The organism is Nocardioides cynanchi (assembly GCF_008761635.1).
GTDB classification, from domain to species: Bacteria; Actinomycetota; Actinomycetes; order Propionibacteriales; family Nocardioidaceae; genus Nocardioides; species Nocardioides cynanchi.
Genome location: NZ_CP044344.1, coordinates 1,845,942 through 1,864,682, shown reverse-complemented (window position 1 = coordinate 1,864,682; position 18,741 = coordinate 1,845,942). Strand labels below are relative to the sequence as shown.

Sequence of the window (18,741 nt, the reverse complement as noted above, 5' to 3'; positions counted from 1 at the left end):
GACATTCGCGAAGAGTGGATGGGCGGTCCGAGCGCTAGACGCATCGACATATGGCGCCGGCTCGCGGATCTCGCTGGACTCACTGACGCGGCCATCGTGGGTCCGGCCCCCATTCGGATCCAAGCTGTGAGTGCGCGGTCGGGGCGCTTGGGTCGCCGGGGACGACGAGCCCGTTCTCGTAGGCGAACACGACGGCCTGGGTTCGGTCTCGAAGGTTCAGCTTGGTCAGGATGCGGTTGATGTGAGTCTTCACGGTGGACTGTTCGACCACGAGTGCCCGGGCGATCTCGGTGTTGGATCGGCCGGCGGCGATGAGGAGGAGTACGTCCAGCTCACGCCGGGTGAGGTTGTCCAGCTCGGGCGAGCGCGCTGACCTTGCCGTGGGGCTCCTGGCGAACTCCTCCACGAGTCGTCGTGTGACTGACGGCGCGAGGAGCGCTTCTCCCGCGTGGACGACGCGAATCGCCTCGACGAGCGCGGCGGCCCGGACATCCTTGAGCAGGAACCCGCTCGCGCCCGCGCGGAGAGCCTCGAAGATCCACTCGTTGCGGTCGAAGGTGGTCAGCACGATGATCCGAGGCCGCGCGGCCAGGCTCGCGCTCGACGACGGCGCCAGGATCTGTCGTGTGGCGCTGAGGCCGTCGACGTGAGGCATCCTGATGTCCATCAGGATGACGTCGGGGTGATGCCGTCGCGTGCGGTCGATCGCTTCCAGGCCGTCACTGGCCTCGGCCACTACGGTGAGGTCTGGTTCACGCTCGATCAGGGCGCGGAATCCGTCTCGGACAAGGGACTGGTCGTCTGCGACGAGGACGCGGATCACCTTCACGAAGCCGCCGTCGTGCTCGACGTGAGGGGTAGCTCGGACACGACCTCGAAGAACCTGCCGTCGACGACGCCGGCGGAGAACTGGCCCCCGTACATCAACGCACGTTCACGCATGCCGACCAACCCGTGCCCTTCGGTCGACGGCTCGAGGGACGGCTGGGTGATCGTGTTGCGCACCCGGATGCGGATGAGGTCACGCCCGACATCGACGTGGACGTCGACCTCGGCGCCGGGCGCGTACTTGACGACATTCGTCACGGACTCCTGCACGATCCGATAGGTCGCGAGCCCGATGCCGGCAGGCACGGGTGGGGCAGGCTCGGGGAGATCCGCGGTGACCTGACATCCGGCTGCACGGGCGCGTTCGACCAGCGTGGCCAGGTCGCCAAGCACCAAGACCTCGGGCTCGACATCCTGGCGGGACATCGCATCGGCTTGGAGCAGGCCGAGCATCCGTCGCATGTCTCCGAGGGCTTCGCGAGCCGTCTCCTCCACGGCGGTGAGGCGGCCTACGACCTGCTCTTCGTCGGGGCCCTGGTCCTCGACGGCGCTACGGGCGGCCTGCGTCTGAACGACCACGACCGACAGACCGTGGCTCACCACGTCGTGGAGCTCCCTTGCGATCCTGGCCCGCTCCTCGGTCACCGCTCGCCTCGTGCGCTCGCGATGTGCGGCCTCGACGGCGTCGGCGGTGTCACGCGCCTCGACCAAGAGCCGTCCTCGACGGCTGACCTGCCAGCCCGCGCCGAGGAAACCCATCGCGATCAACGTGGAGAGCGCGAAGTCGGAGACCCCACCGCTGGTGGGCAACCCGAAGGTCGCGTACGCCAGGAAGGCCACGCCGACGACTGACACCACCACGAGGTCTCGATCCCGATTCACCGCGCCCGCCAACGCGAAGGTGAACAGTGACGCGACGAACTGCAACAGCCCTGATGACGGGACGAGCGCCAGACTCACCGCCTGAAGGCCGAACGACGCGATCGTCACCGCCAACGGCTGTCGCCCACGGGCGCAAAAGACCAGGACCGAGAGCCCCGAGCACACGGCAACGGTGACCCGGGGACCCTGGCCGCCCCACAGCACCGAGGCCGACACGCCCGCTGTGAGCGCGACTAGACCAGCGTCGAGCGCACGACGACGTCCCAGCATCCTCACGTCGAGGACGCTAGTCGCTGACCTCACTCGCAGCGTCCACCTTTCGATGGATCGTCGACGTCGCCAGTCCCACCCCCGGTACGACGCGAGACTGGGCCCGGCTTCCTAGCGTGGAGAGCGACCAACAAACGACCCCGCCAGGAGGCACCTCATGATCAGCATGACCCGTTCGACCTGCAGCGCTGCCGTCGCCGCCCTCAGCATCGGGGCCCTGGGAGCCGGGGTCGCCGTGGCCACCAACGGCTCGGCATCCGCGTCCACCGGGACCACGACCATGCACCTGGTCGCCCACCAGAGCCAGGAGGCGTTCGAGGATCTCGGCACCACTGGACCCGGACTCGGCGACACCGTCATCCTGACCGGACGGCTCACCCGCGACGGGACCAGAGTGGGGCATTTCCACAACGTAGGCGTCGAGGTCGACGCCGCCGCGCACCTCTTCCAGGCCAGCGGCACTCTCCGACTTCGCCACGGGTCGCTGGAGTTCGCCGGGATCGTCAGCCAGACGCCCGAGTTCGTCCTCGCCATCACCGGCGGCACCGGCCGCTACCAGGGTGCTGCGGGCCAGATCACCTTCGACTTCCCGGACCAGCGCCAGCTGCTCACCGTCACCCTGCAATCCTGACCACCACGGCGCAGCCGACGCGGCGGAGACACCCCCACCACTAGTGAGGATGCCTCCGCTGCAGCCCGCACATAGATCCGCCGAGGCGAGGGTTCACGGTTACATGACGAGGCGGCGGGACACGGAGCCAACGGCGATCGAAGCAATCTGTCCGTAGAGCGTGTCCAGGATGCAAGGGCGCCGAATGTGCACGTGCAGGGCTGTTCGGTGAGAACGTGGACCGCTTGGGCGTCGACGTCACCTAGGGACTACCTCCCGCTGGTGGGGTTCGTCGGCTTTCCGGGTGGCGCTCCTTCAACTGGCGAACAATGACGACGGAGGTCATGACGGGGTCAGCGTGGCCCCCCAGCTCGAGGTGGCGGACATCCCGGGCTGCAAACGGATCACGTGGTCTCCGCTATGGAACGCGTTCGGGGGACAGGTCATGGGCTCGACGCCCAGCCCCCTGCGACGTCGATCGTCGGCGAGGGTGTCTCCGGTGAAGATCTCGATGACGTGGTAGGAGTCATCCACCCACAGCTGGGCGGTGCGGTCGTCGCTTCCGGTCAGCCGAACCCGGGCGAGGCCGTCGGCGGCACGATGGAGGTCGGTGAAGGCGTCGTCGACCTCGAGATCGCCGAGCCGCCTCTCCTGACGGAAGTCGAAGGCCGTGTCGACCACGCCCTCACGTCCGACGGGTAGCTGACGGTCGGAGTCGGTCAGGATCCGGGTGTCCGCCGGCAGCTGGAGGGCGCACTCGTCGATCCGTCCCTGGCCGGGGGAGAGATAAGGGTGCTGCCCACTGCCGTACGGGCACGGCTGATCGCCGACGTTCGTGGCGGTGGTGGTGACGGTGAGCCCGCCGGCACCGAGGCGGTAGCCGATCTGCACGTCGAGGCTGAAGGGGTATCCCGGGAGGGGATGGAGGGTGGTGGCCATCACGACCTGGTCCTTCGCGCGCTCGACGGCGAGCCACGATCGCCAACGCAGGAAGCCGTGGATGGCGTTGCGCTTGTCCGGCTCCGTGAGCGCGGTCTGGTAGTCGGTGCCGTCGAAGGCGTAGCGCCCATCGGCCAGGCGGTTCGGCCAGGGGATCAACGGGGCACCATGGGCGCCGTCACACATCTGGTCGGGGGAGTAGGGCTCGAGGACGTCGCGGTCACCCACGCGGTACTCGCGGATGCCACCACCGACCTCGACGACGGTCGCGCATTGCTCCCCGAGGCTGAGCTCGAACTGCACACCTGAGGGTGATCGGGTCATGTGGTGTCCTTCGGTTCGTGGGCGCGTGGCGAGGCCGTGCTCGGCCTCGGCCTACGGGCGGCTCTCCGGGCCTCCAGCAGCCGGGTCACGACCGCCCGGGTGGAGAGGGCGACGACGGCGCCGGTCAGCGCGGCACGCCTCCGGCTCGGGTTCTCGGATGCCTGCGATGCCCTCGGCGTCCGCGCACGCCTGGTGTGAGCCTCGATTTCCGTAGCGGAGGCACCGGGGCCACGGCCGCCCAAGAGCGTCGAACGCAGGTCGGCGAGCCGGACCTGAGGACCGGGCTCCGTCGCTGACATCTGTCCAGTGTGGCACGGGTATTTGCCATAGCGCAAACATTGCGCATACGCTCAATGACGTCGGGCGGCACCGTTGAGACGCTCGCAGCCACGAACGGTCAGTTTCGTTCGAGAAGAGGAGCAGGTGCGTGCCTGAGTTCTTCCCGTACTGGGTCGTCGTCACCCACTTCCTGAACATCTTCTTCATGGTCTTGCTGTTCCGCTCCGGCATCGAGGTCCTCTCGGCGTTTCCCAAGCTGTATTGGGACGACGGCTGCCCCCCGGGTCGCGAGTGGCTGCGGTTCTCGAAGAAGGTGTTCGGCGCCGACTCACGCACGCCGTGGACCTCGCTCGACGAGGAGGAGTCCTGGTCGCCACTGCTGGCGCTACCCGGGCGGAAGAACCTGGGGCTGGGCCGGCACTGGCACTTCATGACCGTCCAGTTCTGGATCCTCACAGGTGCTGTCTACGTCGCTCTCGTCTTCGCGACGGGCTACTGGCACTACTTGATCCCCACGCACTGGTCGCTGGTGCCGGACTCGATCAACTCCATCGGCACTTATCTCCGGTTCCGGATCCCGGCGACGATCCCCGGGCAGCCGTTCGAGCCGGCCCAGAAGCTGGCGTACTTCGTGGTGATCTTCCTCCTGGCCCCGCTCCAGATCGCGACCGGCGCCGCCATGTCGCCGAGTCTGCTGGCGCGCTTTCCCTGGTATGGCAGGCTCTTCGGGGGCAAACAGGGGGCGCGCAGCCTGCACTTCCTGGGAATGTGCGCCTTCGGCGTCTTCATCGTCCTGCACGTGGGCATGGTGATCGTGCACGGCCTGCCCACCGAGCTGGCCACCATCGTGCTCGGCAACCCCGATGCGGACCGGAGACTGGCCCTGGGCATCGGCGTGACCGGGCTGCTCGCGATCGTGGTCTTCCACGTGGTGATCTGCTGGTTCTCACTGCGCCACCGCCGGCGCACCCAGCGGCTGCTTGGTCTCGTCGTCGACCCCTTCGAGCGGCTGCTCTCCCGACGTCTCACCTCCCGTCAGCGGTTCGGGGCCGAGGACATCTCGCCGTACCACCGGGTCAACGGCTATCCGCCCACCGGTGAGGAGTACCAAGCACTGGCAGCCGACGACTTCCGGGCGTTCCGGCTCAGCGTCGGGGGACTGGTGGCCCGCCCGATGAACCTGACTCTGAGAGAGCTGCGTGGCCTCGGCGAGCAGCGACAGGTCACCAAGCACAACTGCATCCAGGGCTGGACGGCCGTGGCCGAATGGGCCGGCGTTCCGTTGGTGCGGCTGATGGAGGAGGTCGGGCCCGCCCCCGTCGCACGGTACGTCGTCTTCTACGCCATGGACGACAAGGGCCTGACCGAGGGGGAGGGGCGTTACGGCTTCTTCTACGAGACCATCCCGCTCCACCTCGCATCGAACCCCCAGACGATCCTGGCCCTGGAGATGAACGGGTCCCCGCTGCCCGTGGAGCACGGAGCCCCGCTGCGCGTGCGGATCGAGACCCAGCTCGGTTTCAAGATGGTCAAGTGGATCTGCGGGATCGAGTTCGTCGAGGACATCAACGACATCGGCATGGGCATGGGCGGCTGGCGCGAGGACCAGCAGTTCTACGCCGACGCCGCAGGAATCTAGGAATGGGTGCACGATGACAGGAACCCGGATCACCGACAGGGACGCCGCGGAGTTCCCGCTGCAGGTGCTGCGCGAGTACGCCCTGCTGGCCGACGGCGAACGCGGCGCGCTGGTGGGGCCGCGTGGGGACATCGTGTGGATGAGTGCGCCACGCTGGGACAGCGACGCCGTCTTCTCCTCGCTGATAGGCGGCGCCGGCATGTACGCCGTCACCCCGACCGATGCTCGCTTCGTGTGGGGCGGCTACTACGAGGACGGGTCCTTGATCTGGCGCTCCCGGTGGGTCACCGAGGCCGGGATCATCGAGTGCCGTGAGGCGCTGGCCTTCCCGGGCGAGGCGGGTCGGGCGGTGCTGCTACGCCGCATCGTCGCCGTCCAGGGCGACGCTTCGGTCCGGGTGCGCCTCGACGCCCGGGCCGGCTTCGGCAGCAGCTCCTTCGGGCACCTCGACCGGGGTGAGGGGATCTGGACCGGTAAGACGGGCCGGCTCCACGTGCGCTGGTCCGGGGCGGGCCAGGCCAGGCCTGGGGGTGGCACGGAGGGCGGCGAGGCGCTGACGATGGACCTGACGGTTCCGGCCGGGCATCACCACGACCTCGTGCTGGAGCTGTCGGAGCAGGCGCTCCCGGCCGAGCCGGTCCGCGCCGATGACGCATGGCGCGCCACCGAGCAGGCCTGGGGCGATGCCGTGCCGGAGTTCACTGACACGCTCGCCCCTCACGACACCCGGCACGCGTACGCAGTGCTGCGGGGTCTGACCAGCTCCGGCGGCGGGATGGTCGCCGCGGCCACCATGAGCCTGCCGGAGCGCGCGGGCCAGGGCCGCGACTACGACTACCGCTACGTGTGGATCCGTGACCAGTGCTTCGCCGGAGAGGCGATCGCTGCCGCGGGACCCCACCCGCTGATGGACGAGGCCGTCCGCTTCGTATCCGGCCGGCTCCTGGACGACGGCCCGAACCTCAGTCCCGCCTACACCACCACGGGCGGCCGCGTGCCGGACCAGCGGCCACTGCACCTGCCCGGCTACCCGGGTGGGGACGACATCGTCGGCAACCACGTCAACGCCCAGTCGCAGCTGGACACGTTCGGCGAGTCGTTGCTCCTGTTCGCGGCGGCCGCACGCCATGACCACCTGGACGCGGACGGCTGGAGGGCAGCAGAGACGGCCGCCGACGTCATTGCCGCTCGATGGGGAAAGCCCGAGGCCGGGATCTGGGAGCTCGACGACCAGCACTGGAGCCAGAGCCGCCTGATCTGCGTCGCCGGGCTGCGCGCGGCCAGCCGCGCTCCGGGTACGCCGTCCCGTCGTACCGGCGAGTGGCTGGCCCTGGCCGAGGCCATCCTGGCCGAGACCGCCGCCCACTCGACCCACCCGACGGGTCGCTGGCAGCGGACCCCGGAGGACCCTCGGGTGGACGCTGCGCTCCTGCTGCCCGGCATCCGCGGCGCCCTCGCGGCGGACGACCCTCGCACCAGGGCCACCCTGGCAGCCGTGCTCGACGAGCTGGACCAGGAAGGCTACGTCTACCGCTTCCGACAGGCGCCCGGTCCCTTGGGCGACGCCGAGGGCGCGTTCCTGCTGTGCGGGTTCCTGGCCGCGCTGGCGAGCCACCAGCAGGGGGACACGCTCGCGGCGGTCCGCTACTTCGAGCGCAACCGGGCCGCTTGCGGGCCACCAGCGCTCTTCTCCGAGGAGTACGACGTCACCCAGCGTCAGCTGCGCGGCAACCTGCCCCAGGCGTTCGTGCACGCCCTGATGTTCGAGGCCTCGGTGCGTCTGGCCCGGCCCTGGGATGCCGGCGAGTGACTCGCAAGTCACCGATCTGTTCGGGCGGTCCGGCTCCTGCTCAGCCGTGCCAGCCGAGTCTCCACGCCTCGCCGGCCGCGACCTCGCCCGCCACCTGACCGAAGGTCCGCATGGCGCTGACGAGGCCACGGCGACGGCTCTCGGGCACCTGCTCGAGGACCTTCCGGACCGCCTGGCGGCGGTGCTCGATGAGCTCGGCCACCAGATCACGCCCTTCGTCGGTGAGCTCGAGGACCAGGTTGCGACGGTCGATGGAGGACTCGGTGCGACGGAGCAGGCCGCCCACCATCAGGCGGTCGCAGTACCTGCTCGCGTTCGAGGGGTGGATGTCCATCGCCTGGGCCAACGCGTTCAGGTTCATGGTGCCGAGGCTGGCGATCAGCATGAGGACCCGGAGCTGCGGCAGGGTCACGCGGTCCTCGACCTCGGCGACCGACGTGGCCGCCACTCCCACGAGGGCCTGTACCCCCAGCATGATCGCGTCCACCTGCTCCGCAGTGACCGCACCGGCACTCGCCCGACCATCCGTTGTCGCCATGTCGCGAGTATCTCCCATTAGTTGCTTGACCGCACAGATTCTGCAATACTTGCGCCTACGCAACGAATGGACGTGGGGCTCGACCCGAGCGCCTTGTCGTCACCGCAGGTACGGAAGGACTCCCGCAGATGGCAGCCAGCTCGGACCCCGACAGGGTCGTACGGGGAATCGACCGGATGGTCCGAAACGTGGAGACCGGGCGCTTCGAGCGCGGCCTGTCCGCCCTGACCGCGGTCGGTGCGCTGGTGACCGCGGCCGAGATCTTCTTCGAGCACGACTCAGCCAGCTTCGGGAACAAGATGATGTGGATCCCGGTCGCCCTGGGGCCGGTCGGCGCCGCTGCGGGCGTCGCCGGCTTCTTCAGCCACCGGATGGCCAAGACTGCGCTCCCGCTCGCCTCGGCCGCCATCGTTGCCAACGGCGTGCAGGGCACGTACCTGCACGCGCGCGGCATCGCCCAGAAACCGGGTGGCTGGCACAACGCCCGCTACAACCTGGAGATGGGCCCACCCCTGCTGGCACCCCTCCTCGTCACCATGGTCGGCGGTATGGGGCTGCTCGCCGCCGTCTTGCGGCGCGAGAAGTGAGCGCCAACTCGTCGCATGGATCCGGCGGCCGCTTCCCGGGCTTCGACGTCCTCGGCCAGAGCAAGCACTGGGACCCGGTGACCACCGGTGTGGTGCTGTCCCGGACCGGGATGGCGCCCGACATCCGGTTCTTCGATCCCGGCGAGCAGGCCGTGGCCACGGCGCTGTGCGACCAGCTGCTCGACCAAGGTGGCGATCGGGACGTCCCGGTCGTGAACCTGATCGATGCCCGACTGGCCGAGCAGCGGACCGACGGCTGGCGGTACCACGACATGCCCGAGGACGCCCAGGCCTGGCGCGACAGCCTGGCCGCGCTCGACGCCGACGCCAGGGCGCAGTTCGACACCGGGTTCGCGACCTGTGCCGACGACCAGCAGTCGGCCCTGATCGAAGCCGTCCACGTGCTCGGCAGCCAACCCTGGCACGGCCTCTGTGCCAGCCACGTGTGGAGCCTGTGGACGCGGTACGCGTGTACCGCGTTCTACTCCCATCCCTTGGCCTGGAACGAGATCGGCTTCCCCGGACCGGCCTATCCGCGCGGCTACAAAAACCCGGGCCTCGACTCGCGCGAACCGTTCGAGGTGCGCGACGCGAAGCCCGGCGACGATCCGATCCGGAGGCGGCCATGAGCAACGTGCGTGCTCGCAACGAGTCGGCGTGGCTGCTGCCCAACGACGGCACCCGCACGAACCACCGGCTCCGCACGGACATGCGGCGCTTCGACGACGACGACGAGGTCGACCTGGTGGTGGTCGGATGCGGAGCCGGGGGCTCGACCATGATCCAGCGGCTCGCCCGGGCCGGTTGGAACGTCGTCGCGCTGGATGCGGGGCCCTTCTGGGACCCCGACACGGACTGGGTCAGCGACGAGGCCGGGTCCCACCACCTGTACTGGACCGAGCCGCGCGTGATCGACGGCAAGGACCCGGTGCCGCTCGGCTCCAACAACTCCGGTCGCGGCGTGGGCGGGTCGATGGTCCACTACGCCGGCTACACCCCTCGCTTCCACCCGAGCGACTTCGAGACCTTCACCAGGGACGGCGTGGGTGCCGACTGGCCGTTCGGTTACCCGGAGCTGAAGCCGTACTACGAGGACATCGAGGAGGAGCTCCCGGTCGCGGGGGAGAAGTGGCCCTGGGGAGACCCCCACTCGTATCCGTACCGGCCGCACCCCGTCGGCGGGAACGGCGAAATCTTCCTGCGTGGTGCCCGGGAGCTGGGGATCACCGCGAAGGTGGGACCCGTCGCCATCGTGAACGGCCGGTTCGGCAACCGGCCGCACTGCATCTACCGCGGCTTCTGCCTGCAGGGCTGCAAGGTGAACGCCAAGGCGTCGCCGCTGATCACCCACGTTCCCGACGCGCTCGCGCACGGGGCCGAGGTGCGCGCCGACTCGATGGTCACCCACGTGGAGATCGACCAGCTCACCGGCCTGGCCACGGGCGTCCACTACGTCCGCGACGGCGTACCCCGGTTCCAGCGGGCTCGCATGGTGGCGATCGCCGGCTACTCGATCGAGACGCCGCGGCTGCTGCTGAACTCCACCTCGGACAGATTCCCGGACGGGCTGTGCAACGACTTCGACCAGGTGGGCCGCTACCTGATGGTCCAGGGCGCACCGCAGACCGCGGGTCGCTTCGACGCCGAGGTGCGGATGTACAAGTCGCCGCCCCCCGAGGTCAGCAGCGAGGCGTTCTACGAGACCGACCCGAGCAGGCCGTACAAGCGCGGGTTCTCCCTCCAGACGGTCTCGCCGCTGCCGATCACCTGGGCCGAGCACGTGGCCGCGCAGGGACACTGGGGCGCCGCGCTGCGGGAGTACATGAGCGACTACGTCCACTGGTCATGCCTGGGAGCATTGTGCGAGTTCCTTCCCCAGGCGGACAACAGGGTGACGCTGGCCGAGGAGAAGGATCGGCACGGCCTGCCGGTCGCGCACTTCTCCTACAGCCAGTGCGACAATGACGCCGCGCTGGTGAAGGCCGCCCAGGCCGTCATGGAGGACATCCTGCACGCGGCCGGCGCCGACGACGTGATCACCATCGACCGCTACGCGCACCTGGTCGGCGGGGCCCGGATGGCACGCGACGCGCAGCACGGCGTCGTCGACGGCGACTGCCGCACCTTCGCGGTCCCGAACCTGTACATCACCGACGGCAGCGTGCTGCCCACGCAGGGCAGCGCCAACCCCGCTCTCACGATCATGGCGGTCGCCGCGCGCGCTGCCGAGCGGCTCGCCGCAGGTCGTGGGGCGTAGCGCCCGTCTCCCGCACCGTTCGCTCCGGCCTCCGCCGGAGACCACCCCGCTCACACCTCACACGAAGGAGAACTCATGGGATCGAAGAACGTCGCCGACCACCTGCTCGAACGCCTGCGCAGCTGGGACGTGGACCGGGTGTTCGCCTTCCCCGGTGACGGCATCAACGGCATCCTGGCGGCCTGGGCACGGGCCGACGACGCCCCGATGTTCATCCAGGCTCGGCACGAGGAGATGAGCGCCTTCGAGGCGGTCGGCTACGCGAAGTTCACCGGTCGGCTCGGGGTGTGCATGGCGACCTCGGGTCCCGGAGCCATCCATCTGCTCAACGGCCTGTACGACGCGAAGCTCGACCACGTCCCCGTGGTCGCCATCGTCGGACAGACCAGCAGGTCGGCGATGGGTGGGTCATACCAGCAGGAGGTCGACCTGCTCTCCCTGTTCAAGGACGTCGCCAGCGAGTACGTCCAGATGGTCACGGTGCCCGAACAGCTCCCGAACGTGCTCGATCGCGCTATCCGGATCGCCTTGGCGGAGCGCGCGCCCACGGCGATCATCATCCCGTCCGACGTGCAGGAGCTGGAGTACTCCGCGCCCACTCACGCCTTCAAGATGGTGCCTTCGAGCCTGGGCATCGAGTGGCCGACCCCGGTGACCGACGACGCCGCTGTCCTTCGGGCGGCGGAGGTGCTCAACGCCGGTCGGAAGGTCGCGATCCTCGCCGGCTCGGGGGCGAGAGGGGCTCGTGCCGAGCTCGCCGAGGTCGCCGAGCTGCTGGGAGCCGGCGTCGCCAAGGCCCTCCTGGGCAAGGACGTCCTCTCCGACGAGCTGCCCTACGTCACCGGCTCGATCGGCCTGCTGGGCACCCGGCCCAGCTACGAGATGATGCGGGACTGCGACACCCTGCTCACCGTCGGGTCCAGCTTCCCGTACACCCAGTTCCTCCCGGAGCTCGACCAGGCGCGTGCTGTCCAGATCGACATCGATGCCAAGTACATCGGGATGAGGTACCCGTACGAGGTCAACCTCGTCGGCGACGCCGCGGCGACGCTGCGTGCATTGATCCCACACCTGACACGCAAGGACGATCGGTCGTGGCGGGACACCATCGAGTCCAATATCAGGCGCTGGTGGGAGGTCATGGACGCCGAGGCCATGGTGTCGGCCGACCCGGTCAACCCGATGCGTTTGTTCCACGAGCTGTCCCCGCGGCTGCCCGACAACGCCATCGTCACGGCCGACTCCGGCTCCTCCGCCAACTGGTACGCGCGGCAGCTGAAGTTCCGCGGCGACATGCGGGGCTCCCTCTCCGGCAACCTGGCCACGATGGGCCCCGGCGTCCCCTACGGCATCGGCGCCAAGTTCGGCTGCCCCGAGCGACCCGTGATCGTCTTCGCCGGTGACGGCGCCATGCAGATGAACGGTTTGGCGGAGCTGATCACAGTCAAGCACTACTGGCACCTGTGGGAGGACCCGCGGCTGGTCATCGCCGTCCTGCACAACAACGACCTCAACCAGGTCACCTGGGAGCTGCGGGCGATGGAGGGCTCGCCCAAGTTCGTCGCGTCGCAGACGCTGCCGGACGTCGACTTCGCAGGCTTCGCCGCCAGCCTCGGGCTGGAGTCGGTCACCGTGACCTCGGCCGACGAGGTAGGCCCCGCCTGGGATCGCGCGCTGGCGGCGGACCGCCCCACGGTCATCGACTTCCACACCGACCCCGACGTGCCGCCCATCCCGCCGCACGCGACGTTCGAGCAGATGAAGGACGCGGCGCTGGCGATGGTGAAGGGCGACGAGAACCGCTGGGGGATCGTCAAGGAGGGCATCAAGACCAAGGCCCAGGAGCTCCTGCCGCACCAGGACCACTGAGCAGGCCAGGAAGGGGAACCCGATGTCCGACACGACCATCGACTCGATCGACGTGCGGGTGTACACCGTCCCCACCGACGCACCCGAGGCCGACGGCACCCTGAGCTGGGACTCCACCACCATGGTGCTGGTGACCGCGAGGTCGGGGGACACCTACGGGCTCGGCTGGACCTACGGCCCGCGCGCCTGCGCCACCTTGGTCAGCGACAAGCTGGCCCGTCTCGTGGTGGGTCACGACGCCATGGACGTCGGCGGCCGCTTCGACGCCATGGTCAAGGCCGTGCGCAACGGGGGCCGACCCGGCATCGCCGGCTACGCCATCTCGGCCGTGGACGTGGCGCTCTGGGACCTCAAGGCCCGCCTACTCCGGCTCCCCCTGCATCATCTGCTCGGGGCGGTCCGGGACGAGGTCCCGGTCTACGGCAGCGGAGGCTTCACGAGCTACGACGAGCACCAGCTGAGAGGCCAGCTGACCCGCTGGGCAATCGAGCAACGCATCCCGCGGGTCAAGATCAAGATCGGGGAGGACTGGGGGACCAACCGCAGCCGCGACCTCTCGCGCATCCGGCAGGCCCGGTCGGTCATCGGAGACTCCACGGAGCTCTACGTCGACGCGAACGGCGCCTACAACCGCAAGCAGGCCATCCGGGTGATGACGGCCGCCTCCGACTGCGACGTGCGCTGGTACGAGGAACCCGTCTCATCCGACGACCTGGCCGGACTCCGCGAGATCCGCAACGCAGTGTCGCCCGACGTGACCGCAGGAGAGTACGGCTACGACCTCTTCTACTTCCGGCGCATGTGCGAGACCGGGGCCGTCGACTGCCTACAGGCTGACGTGTCCCGGTGCGGCGGGATCACCGAATGGCTCCGGGTCGCCGCTGTCGCGGCCTCCTTCGACCTCCAGATCTCGGGACACTGCAGCCCCCACCTCCACGTCCACGCCGCCGCGGCCACACCCAACCTGCGGCACCTGGAGTGGTTCCACGACCACATCCGGATCGAGTCGATGTTCTTCGACGGCACGCTCGACCCCGCCGGGGGGACGATCACCCCGCGACCCGACGCACCCGGCAACGGGCTGACGTTCCGCAGCGCCGACGCGGATCGGTACCGCGTGGGCTGAGCACGCGCCGGCCCCGGGGGCGGAGGGCCTCAGCTGCGCACGAGCCGCACCCGCAGCACCCGTTCCCGCTCCCGGGCCTCCTGCTGGTCGCGGGCGCGTCCTGTGAGCAGCTGGGGGAGCGAGACCACTCCCACGACGAGGCGCGGGTCGTCGCGGTCGACGACCGGCATCGTGGTGACCTCGTGGACGGCCATCGTCTCCGCGACATGACGCAACGTCTGGTCGGCATGGGTGATCACCGGGTCGGCGACCATGAGCTCGCCCAGCGGCCGGTCGTGCGCGCCCGCATCGCGCGCGGCGAACAGGTCGCCCCGGGTGACGACCCCGAGAAGCCCGGCGTCCCCGACCACAGGGTAGAGCTGTTGCCTCCAGGCGGCGTAGTCGTCGGTCTCCTCATCGAGGAGGGCGTACGCCGTGGCCACGTCGACGTCGGCGGTGAACTCCACGACATCGCTGCTCATGACCTCACCCACGAAGAGGATCTCGAGCGGGTCGACGTCGTACTCGCGACTGAGGTGGTAGCCACGACGGGCGATCTTCTCGGTGAGGACCGAGCGGCGCAACAGCAGCACCGAAACGGCGTACGCGGTGGTGGCGCCGATGACCAGGGGGAGCAGCGCGGCGTACTGGTGGGTGAGCTCGAGGGCGAAGACCACGCCGGTGAGCGGTGAGCGCATCACGCCGCCGAGGACTCCCGCGAGAGCGATCAGGGCCCAGAAGCCGGGACCCACGGAGGGGAAGACGTGGGCCTCGAGGGCGCCGAGGGCTCCACCGATCATGAACATCGGTGCGAGCACCCCGCCGGACGTGCCGGACCCGAGCGACAGCGACCAGATCAAGGTCTTCACGACCAGGATGCCGACCACGGTGCCCAGGGTGATGGAGCCGGTGAGCTCGGCGTCGATGACGTCGTAGCCCACACCGAGCGCTTGCGGCACGACCAGCCCGCCCAGGCCGATCACGACGCCACCGATCGCCGGCCACCACATCCAGTGGACCGGCAGTCGTGCGAACGCGTCCTCGGAGGCGTACACGGCCAGGGTGGCGACCACCGCGAGACCGGCCGAGACAAGTCCCGAGATCACGCACAGGGGGTAGACCGCATCGGTGAGGTGCAGGGGAGCATCGCTGAGGAAGACCGCGCCACTGCCCAGGAGGCCGTAGCGCAGGACGGTGGCGACACTGACGGCAGCGGTGACCGGCACCAGGCTGCGCGGTCGCAGCTCGAAGAGCAGGAGCTCCGCGGCGAGCAGGATCGAGGCCAGCGGTGCGTTGAAGGTCGCCGCCATGCCCCCGGTCGCCCCGGCCACCAGCAGGGTCTTGCGCTCGTCGGCGGTCAGGTGCAGCAGCTGCGCGAACAGGGACCCGACCGCACCGCCGGTCATGATGATCGGTCCCTCGGCCCCGAAGGGGCCGCCGGTGCCGATGGCGATCGCCGAGCTGACCGGTTTCAGGACGGCGACGCGTGGCTGGACCCGGCTGCCGCCCATCAGGATGGCCTCGATCGCCTCCGGCATGCCGTGGCCCCGGATCTTCTCCGACCCGTAGCGCGCGAGGATGCCCACCGCCAGGCCCCCGGTCACGGGGGCCAGCAGGATCAACCAGGGGCTGTGGTGCACCGCCCCGGGTGCGACCAGGGCCGTGCCCGGCCGTCCGTAGAAGACGGCGTTGGTGATCAGACCGATGAGGCGCAGCAGGGCCCACGCCAGCCCTGCGGACGCGGCGCCGACGGGCAGCGCGAGGGCGGTGATCAGGAGCATCCTGGGCGTGGCCGTGAAGTCACCGAGATGTCGTACGTCGCGGACGTGCGCGGGGCTCACACGGTCTCCAAACATATCGGAACACGAGTCATTAGGCTGTCAGGATGCCGACCGATGCGCAGTACCGCCAACTCCTCGCGTTCCGCACCACGCTGCGCCACTTCGAGAAGTGGAGCGCCGAGGCGGCCGCAGCGCACGGCGTCTCCCACATCCAGCACCAGTTCCTGCTGGCGGTCCGGGGGAGCGCGAGCGTGGGTGGCCCGACGATCGGCGAGGTGGCGGAGGCGCTCCTGGTGAAGCCGCACACCGCGGGTGAGCTCGCCGACCGCCTGTCAGAGCTCGGGTACGTCGTCCGGATGCGCGACGATCTCGACCACCGGCGGGTCCGGCTCCGGCTGACCGGCGAGGGCAACGACCTCCTCCGCAGCCTGACCGCCGTACACCTCGAGGAGCTGCGGCGCCTCCGGCCGCTGCTCGGTGGCCTCCCTGACCAGTGATCCATGCGAGCGGGTCAGGGGGCGGCGGCTAGTCCCGCAGCGCCCGCGGCCTCGTGGAAGAGCTCGAACGCCTTCACGACCTCCGCCACGGACGGATCGGGGAGGCGGTCGAGCACGCGTTGGATCTCGCGGCTGCGCGCCTGGTCGACGGCAGCGACCTGACGCCGACCCTCCGGCGTCAGCCGGACCTCGACGGCGCGACCGTCGTGCGGGGCGCGGTTGCGGCTGACCAGTCCCAGCCGAGCCAGGCGCGAGCAGTGCCGGCTGGCATTCGACTGGTCGACGCCGAGGCCCTCCGCGAGCGCGTTCACCGACAGCGCGCCACGCTCCTCCAGCAGCACCAGGACGCGGTGCTGCGCGACGGTCACCTCCGCCGACCCTGCGGCCATCGAGCGCACCACGATGGCGACCAGGGCGCGACTCGTCCCGGCCAGGGCCTCCGCCTCGCGAAGGCGCCGGGTCTCCGTCATGGAGCGAACAATACATGCGAGAGCGCATACATCTCAGACATCCCGGGTACGGCGCATGAGCAACCGATGAGCATCTCGAGGAGAAGGACATGATGGCCGAGCACAGACGCCAGCCGACGCCGCGGACCCATACAGTGCGGCCGCGCTGGACCTGGATCGCCCTGCTGGTCCTGCTGCTGGGTCTGGTCGTGCTCGCGTGGGGCGTCATCCTCGGGTCCTGGGACTGGTCCGGGGTCGGCCTCGCCGTGCTGGTCGTCGGAGGCCTGCTGGCCGTCTACGGGGGGTTCTTCTACGACGTGCAGTCCAGCGCGTCGCCCCGGGCGCAGTTCCACGACGTCGTGGAGGGCAACGAGCACCAGTTCCCCGCGGCGGGCACGATGCGCTCCGAGCGCGAGCTGAAGCGGGACGTGCGGCGACGCTGGCTCGGACGCCCATGAGGGACCAGGAGACGCCGGCGCGCTCTGCCCGCTGCTCGCGCGGCTCACCGCGGAGATCCCCGTCGAACTACCACTGCCGGGTCCGGCCCGCAGACGCTCGTCCGGCCGCCGCGATCGAGACGCCAGACACCCTGACCACCGACACCCCTGGGAGATTCCATGAGCAAGCCTTCTGACCGACCCCGCGTCGTCGTCATCACCGGTGCCTCCGGCGGCATCGGCCGGGCGACGGCCCAGCAGTTCGCCGCACGGGGTGACACCGTGGCCCTCCTGGCGCGGGGCACCCGCGGCCTGGACGGCGCCCGACGGGACGTCGAGGGTCTCGGCGCCGTGGCCGCGACGTACGTCGTCGACACCGCCGACGCCGCCGCGGTCGACAAGGTCGCCGACCGGATCGAGGAGGACCTCGGTGCGATCGACGTGTGGGTCAACGTCGCCTTCACCTCGGTGTTCGCCCGGTTCGTCGACATCGAGCCGGAGGAGTTCGAACGCGTCACCCAGGTGACCTACCTGGGATTCGTCAACGGCACCCGGTCGGCGCTCCGCCGGATGCTGCCGCGCGACCGGGGCACGATCGTCCAGGTCGGCTCGACCCTGGCGTACCGGGGGATCCCCCTGCAGAGCGCCTACTGCGGAGCGAAGCACGCCACCCAGGGCTTCCACGAGTCCCTGCGCACCGAGCTGCTGCACGAGGGCAGCCAGGTGCGGGTGACGATGGTCCAGATGCCCGCGGTCAACACCCCGCAGTTCTCCTGGGTCCTCTCCAAGCTGCCCCGGCAGGCGCAGCCGGTCCCGCCGATCTACCAGCCGGAGGTCGCCGCTCGCGCAGTGGTGTACGCCGCCGACCACCCACGCCGCCGGGAGTACTGGGTCGGCGAGACGACGACGGCGACCCTGCTCGTGAACGCCGTCGCGCCGGGTCTGCTCGACCGGTACCTGGCCCGTACCGGGTTCAAGGCGCAACAGACCGACCAGCCGAAGCCGGCCGACCAGCCGGCGAACCTGTGGGACCCCGCTGACGGCGACGACGGACACGACTTCGGCGCCCACGGAAGGTTCGACGACAGGTCGCACGGGCACTCACCGCAGGTCTGGGCCTCGCAGCATCACGGGCTCCTGGCAGGCGCCGGTCTCGGGCTGCTCGCCGGGGCGGCTGCTCTCACCCGGCGGCGGCACCGGTGAGGGCGGCCACCTCGGCGCGGCTCGTGGTCGGCTCCGCCTGCCTGGTCGTGCCGCGACGGGTCCTCGGCGCCGTGGGAGGGCCGGATCGGGACGACGCCCGAGTGCGCGGGATCACCCGGGTCCTCGGCGTGCGGCTGGTGCTCCAGGCGGGCCTCGATCTGGCAGCGGGGCGGCGTACGCGAGATCTCGACGTTGTCATCGAGCTCGCCCATGCCGCCAGCATGCTGCTCGCAGCGGTCCTGTGGCCCCCCCATCGCCGTGCTGCTCTGGCGAGCGCAGCGGTCGCCACGGGCATCGCCCTGCTCGACGTGAGCCAGGGGCGGGTGGGGGGCGACGTCGGCGATCTCGTACCGGCTCGGCGGCCGACGAGCCCTCGACATACGACGTCGGCAGCGGCATGCAGCAACTGCTGAGGGGTACGTCGACGTGTGATGGTG

Annotated in this window: 18 protein-coding genes; 12 read left to right on the top strand and 6 right to left on the bottom strand. The window is 69.8% G+C overall.

Translation table 11 applies throughout. The features are described 5' to 3' along the window. Positions 1-79 precede the first annotated feature (79 nt). Together E3N83_RS09135 and E3N83_RS09130 are read right to left on the bottom strand one after the other, a co-directional pair. Positions 80-829 carry a response regulator gene (locus E3N83_RS09135; protein ID WP_202879367.1) on the bottom strand — a complete coding sequence of 250 codons (750 nt, stop codon included), beginning with the start codon at positions 827-829 and terminating at the stop codon, positions 80-82. Beyond that, positions 826-1,980, bottom strand: coding sequence for a sensor histidine kinase (locus E3N83_RS09130; RefSeq protein ID WP_238343172.1), 1,155 nt, complete (start codon positions 1,978-1,980; stop codon positions 826-828). Before E3N83_RS09130 ends, E3N83_RS09135 begins: the two co-directional genes overlap by 4 nt. Before the next feature lie 157 nt (positions 1,981-2,137). Here E3N83_RS09130 and E3N83_RS09125 point away from each other — a divergent pair, with 157 nt between their 5' ends. Continuing rightward, entirely contained in the window at positions 2,138-2,611 is a 474-nt protein-coding gene (locus E3N83_RS09125) for an allene oxide cyclase barrel-like domain-containing protein (RefSeq protein ID WP_151082969.1), read from the top strand. A 321-nt stretch (positions 2,612-2,932) separates the two neighbouring features. Here E3N83_RS09125 and E3N83_RS09120 read toward each other — a convergent pair whose 3' ends face one another. After that, positions 2,933-3,853, bottom strand: a complete 921-nt coding sequence (locus E3N83_RS09120) for an aldose 1-epimerase family protein (protein WP_151082968.1) — start codon at positions 3,851-3,853, stop codon at positions 2,933-2,935. 427 nt (positions 3,854-4,280) lie between these two features. On the opposite strand from E3N83_RS09120, the gene E3N83_RS09115 reads away from it, so the two are divergent. Continuing rightward, entirely contained in the window at positions 4,281-5,771 is a 1,491-nt protein-coding gene (locus tag E3N83_RS09115; RefSeq protein ID WP_202879366.1) for a molybdopterin-dependent oxidoreductase, read from the top strand. A gap of 13 nt (positions 5,772-5,784) precedes the next feature. Then, positions 5,785-7,581: a glycoside hydrolase family 15 protein gene (locus tag E3N83_RS09110; RefSeq protein ID WP_151082967.1), complete on the top strand. Its 1,797-nt coding sequence runs from the start codon at positions 5,785-5,787 to the stop codon at positions 7,579-7,581. A 40-nt stretch (positions 7,582-7,621) separates the two neighbouring features. Here the strand turns inward: E3N83_RS09110 and E3N83_RS09105 are convergent, their stop codons facing one another. Then, the gene (locus tag E3N83_RS09105; RefSeq protein WP_191908029.1) at positions 7,622-8,119 is read right to left on the bottom strand and encodes a MarR family transcriptional regulator; all 498 of its coding nucleotides are present in this window, start codon (positions 8,117-8,119) and stop codon (positions 7,622-7,624) included. A 176-nt stretch (positions 8,120-8,295) separates the two neighbouring features. Between E3N83_RS09105 and E3N83_RS09100 the strand changes: the two genes are divergently transcribed. The 5 genes from E3N83_RS09100 (at position 8,296) to E3N83_RS09080 (ending at position 13,958) form a co-directional block, all read left to right on the top strand. Next, entirely contained in the window at positions 8,296-8,706 is a 411-nt protein-coding gene (locus E3N83_RS09100; protein ID WP_202879365.1) for a hypothetical protein, read from the top strand. Then, a complete protein-coding gene (locus E3N83_RS09095) occupies positions 8,703-9,335 on the top strand; it encodes a gluconate 2-dehydrogenase subunit 3 family protein (RefSeq protein ID WP_202879364.1) in 633 nt (210 codons plus the stop codon). Before E3N83_RS09100 ends, E3N83_RS09095 begins: the two co-directional genes overlap by 4 nt. Beyond that, on the top strand, positions 9,332-10,963 hold the full coding sequence (locus E3N83_RS09090; RefSeq protein ID WP_151082964.1) for a GMC family oxidoreductase: 1,632 nt from the start codon (positions 9,332-9,334) through the stop codon (positions 10,961-10,963). The genes E3N83_RS09095 and E3N83_RS09090 overlap by 4 nt, the downstream gene beginning before the upstream one ends. 75 nt (positions 10,964-11,038) lie before the next feature. Next, positions 11,039-12,832 carry a thiamine pyrophosphate-requiring protein gene (locus E3N83_RS09085; RefSeq protein WP_151082963.1) on the top strand — a complete coding sequence of 598 codons (1,794 nt, stop codon included), beginning with the start codon at positions 11,039-11,041 and terminating at the stop codon, positions 12,830-12,832. Positions 12,833-12,854: 22 nt separating this feature from the next. After that, positions 12,855-13,958, top strand: a complete 1,104-nt coding sequence (locus tag E3N83_RS09080; protein WP_151082962.1) for an enolase C-terminal domain-like protein — start codon at positions 12,855-12,857, stop codon at positions 13,956-13,958. Positions 13,959-13,987: 29 nt separating this feature from the next. Here E3N83_RS09080 and E3N83_RS09075 read toward each other — a convergent pair whose 3' ends face one another. After that, positions 13,988-15,778 (bottom strand): chloride channel protein, encoded by a 1,791-nt coding sequence (locus tag E3N83_RS09075; RefSeq protein WP_202879363.1) that lies wholly within the window; start codon positions 15,776-15,778, stop codon positions 13,988-13,990. A gap of 44 nt (positions 15,779-15,822) precedes the next feature. Here E3N83_RS09075 and E3N83_RS09070 point away from each other — a divergent pair, with 44 nt between their 5' ends. Continuing rightward, complete coding sequence (locus tag E3N83_RS09070) at positions 15,823-16,215, top strand: MarR family winged helix-turn-helix transcriptional regulator (protein ID WP_151082961.1); 393 nt, start codon at positions 15,823-15,825, stop codon at positions 16,213-16,215. 14 nt (positions 16,216-16,229) lie between these two features. Here the strand turns inward: E3N83_RS09070 and E3N83_RS09065 are convergent, their stop codons facing one another. Continuing rightward, on the bottom strand, positions 16,230-16,685 hold the full coding sequence (locus E3N83_RS09065; RefSeq protein WP_151082960.1) for a MarR family winged helix-turn-helix transcriptional regulator: 456 nt from the start codon (positions 16,683-16,685) through the stop codon (positions 16,230-16,232). 89 nt (positions 16,686-16,774) lie between these two features. On the opposite strand from E3N83_RS09065, the gene E3N83_RS09060 reads away from it, so the two are divergent. The 3 genes from E3N83_RS09060 to E3N83_RS09050 all read left to right on the top strand — a co-directional run bounded on the left by E3N83_RS09060 (position 16,775) and on the right by E3N83_RS09050 (position 18,717). Next, on the top strand, positions 16,775-17,122 hold the full coding sequence (locus E3N83_RS09060) for a hypothetical protein (RefSeq protein ID WP_151082959.1): 348 nt from the start codon (positions 16,775-16,777) through the stop codon (positions 17,120-17,122). A gap of 159 nt (positions 17,123-17,281) precedes the next feature. Beyond that, positions 17,282-18,304, top strand: coding sequence for an SDR family oxidoreductase (locus E3N83_RS09055; RefSeq protein ID WP_151082958.1), 1,023 nt, complete (start codon positions 17,282-17,284; stop codon positions 18,302-18,304). Next, positions 18,301-18,717 (top strand): hypothetical protein, encoded by a 417-nt coding sequence (locus tag E3N83_RS09050; protein ID WP_151082957.1) that lies wholly within the window; start codon positions 18,301-18,303, stop codon positions 18,715-18,717. The genes E3N83_RS09055 and E3N83_RS09050 overlap by 4 nt, the downstream gene beginning before the upstream one ends. Positions 18,718-18,741 lie beyond the last annotated feature (24 nt).

Bases quoted from the DNA above. Each gene is read 5' to 3' on its own strand.
- E3N83_RS09130 (WP_238343172.1), bottom strand. From the start codon at position 1,980: ATGCTGGGACGTCGTCGTGCGCTCGACGCTGGTCTAGTCGCGCTCACA.
- E3N83_RS09125 (WP_151082969.1), top strand. From the start codon at position 2,138: ATGATCAGCATGACCCGTTCGACCTGCAGCGCTGCCGTCGCCGCCCTC.
- E3N83_RS09120 (WP_151082968.1), bottom strand. From the start codon at position 3,853: ATGACCCGATCACCCTCAGGTGTGCAGTTCGAGCTCAGCCTCGGGGAG.
- E3N83_RS09110 (WP_151082967.1), top strand. From the start codon at position 5,785: ATGACAGGAACCCGGATCACCGACAGGGACGCCGCGGAGTTCCCGCTG.
- E3N83_RS09105 (WP_191908029.1), bottom strand. From the start codon at position 8,119: ATGGCGACAACGGATGGTCGGGCGAGTGCCGGTGCGGTCACTGCGGAG.
- E3N83_RS09100 (WP_202879365.1), top strand. From the start codon at position 8,296: ATGGTCCGAAACGTGGAGACCGGGCGCTTCGAGCGCGGCCTGTCCGCC.
- E3N83_RS09090 (WP_151082964.1), top strand. From the start codon at position 9,332: ATGAGCAACGTGCGTGCTCGCAACGAGTCGGCGTGGCTGCTGCCCAAC.
- E3N83_RS09085 (WP_151082963.1), top strand. From the start codon at position 11,039: ATGGGATCGAAGAACGTCGCCGACCACCTGCTCGAACGCCTGCGCAGC.
- E3N83_RS09080 (WP_151082962.1), top strand. From the start codon at position 12,855: ATGTCCGACACGACCATCGACTCGATCGACGTGCGGGTGTACACCGTC.
- E3N83_RS09070 (WP_151082961.1), top strand. From the start codon at position 15,823: ATGCCGACCGATGCGCAGTACCGCCAACTCCTCGCGTTCCGCACCACG.
- E3N83_RS09065 (WP_151082960.1), bottom strand. From the start codon at position 16,685: ATGACGGAGACCCGGCGCCTTCGCGAGGCGGAGGCCCTGGCCGGGACG.
- E3N83_RS09060 (WP_151082959.1), top strand. From the start codon at position 16,775: ATGATGGCCGAGCACAGACGCCAGCCGACGCCGCGGACCCATACAGTG.
- E3N83_RS09055 (WP_151082958.1), top strand. From the start codon at position 17,282: ATGAGCAAGCCTTCTGACCGACCCCGCGTCGTCGTCATCACCGGTGCC.